Here is a 1,064-nt window from a genome sequence, read left to right on the forward strand (position 1 = left end):
ATTAAGGACATTCCGAACACGTACCAGGGCAGGTATTACTATACGGAGAAGGGAACCACCCGTTTGGAATATTTACCAGTAGGAAGCTATGTGCTGGTGGAAACAAAAACCCCGAAGGGCTATGCAACGGCAGCGCCTGTTCTTATAACCATTGAGGATACAGGGCATCTGGAGAGAATCCAGTACGCAGAGATGGGGGATATGCCCCTGAGCCTGGAAGTCTCAAAAGTGAATATCACCGGAGGTAAGGAGGTAAATGGGGCAAGGCTCACGATTTACCCGGTAGATGCGTACGGAAGGGTATCGGACAGGCCTTTAGAGCTGCACCAGCCAACCACAAAGGGACAGTATCAGGACATCACAGCCACATGGATATCAGGTTTGGATGGAACCTACACCGAGGAGGATAAGGCGGCCGGGCTGATTCCGGATGGATTTGAACCGGGCGACTTAAAGCCGCACCGGGTTACGTACATTCCAGAAGGGGATTATATCCTGCGGGAAGAAACCACCCCCTATGGATTTTTACAGTCGGTGGATGTGCCGTTCTCCGTCATAGACAGCCAGATTGTACAGAAAGCGGAAATGGTTGACAAGATACCGGAGGGAATCCTTAAGCTGGTTAAAAGTGATACGGATCGACCGGAAGAAAAGCTAAAGGACGTAGAATTTAGTCTAATAAATAAAACCTTAAATAAAGAGTGCGAGATTGTGATTACCAATGACCAGGGTGAGGCGCAGTTTAAGCCCCAGCCAATCGGATATATGGACAAAGACGGGAATTTTAAGCCGTATACCTATGAATGCAGGGAAATAAAAGGGGCTGTGGGACATATGCTGACCCTGAAACCGTATGAATTCCAGTTTGAATACAAAAACGAATGGACAAACCTGATTATTCTGGATTATAACCCAACGAATGACTCCAACAGGACTAAGACAGATAAGTTCTTAGGAGATACGGATCAGTGGTTGGAAGGGGCAGAACTGCGGATGGAGCGCAGGACAGGTACAGATACATGGGAAACAGTAGATGAGTGGGTGACAGGCCGGCAGAGCCATTA

At 48.0% G+C, this 1,064-nt stretch carries 1 protein-coding gene; it reads left to right on the forward strand.

Translation table 11 applies throughout. The features are described from left to right. The coding region (locus FYJ39_RS20680) for an MSCRAMM family protein (protein ID WP_268890698.1) at window positions 1-1,064 on the forward strand (1,064 nt) is incomplete at both ends.

The organism is Clostridium porci (assembly GCF_009696375.1).
In the GTDB taxonomy this organism is placed as follows: domain Bacteria; phylum Bacillota; class Clostridia; order Lachnospirales; family Lachnospiraceae; genus Enterocloster; species Enterocloster porci.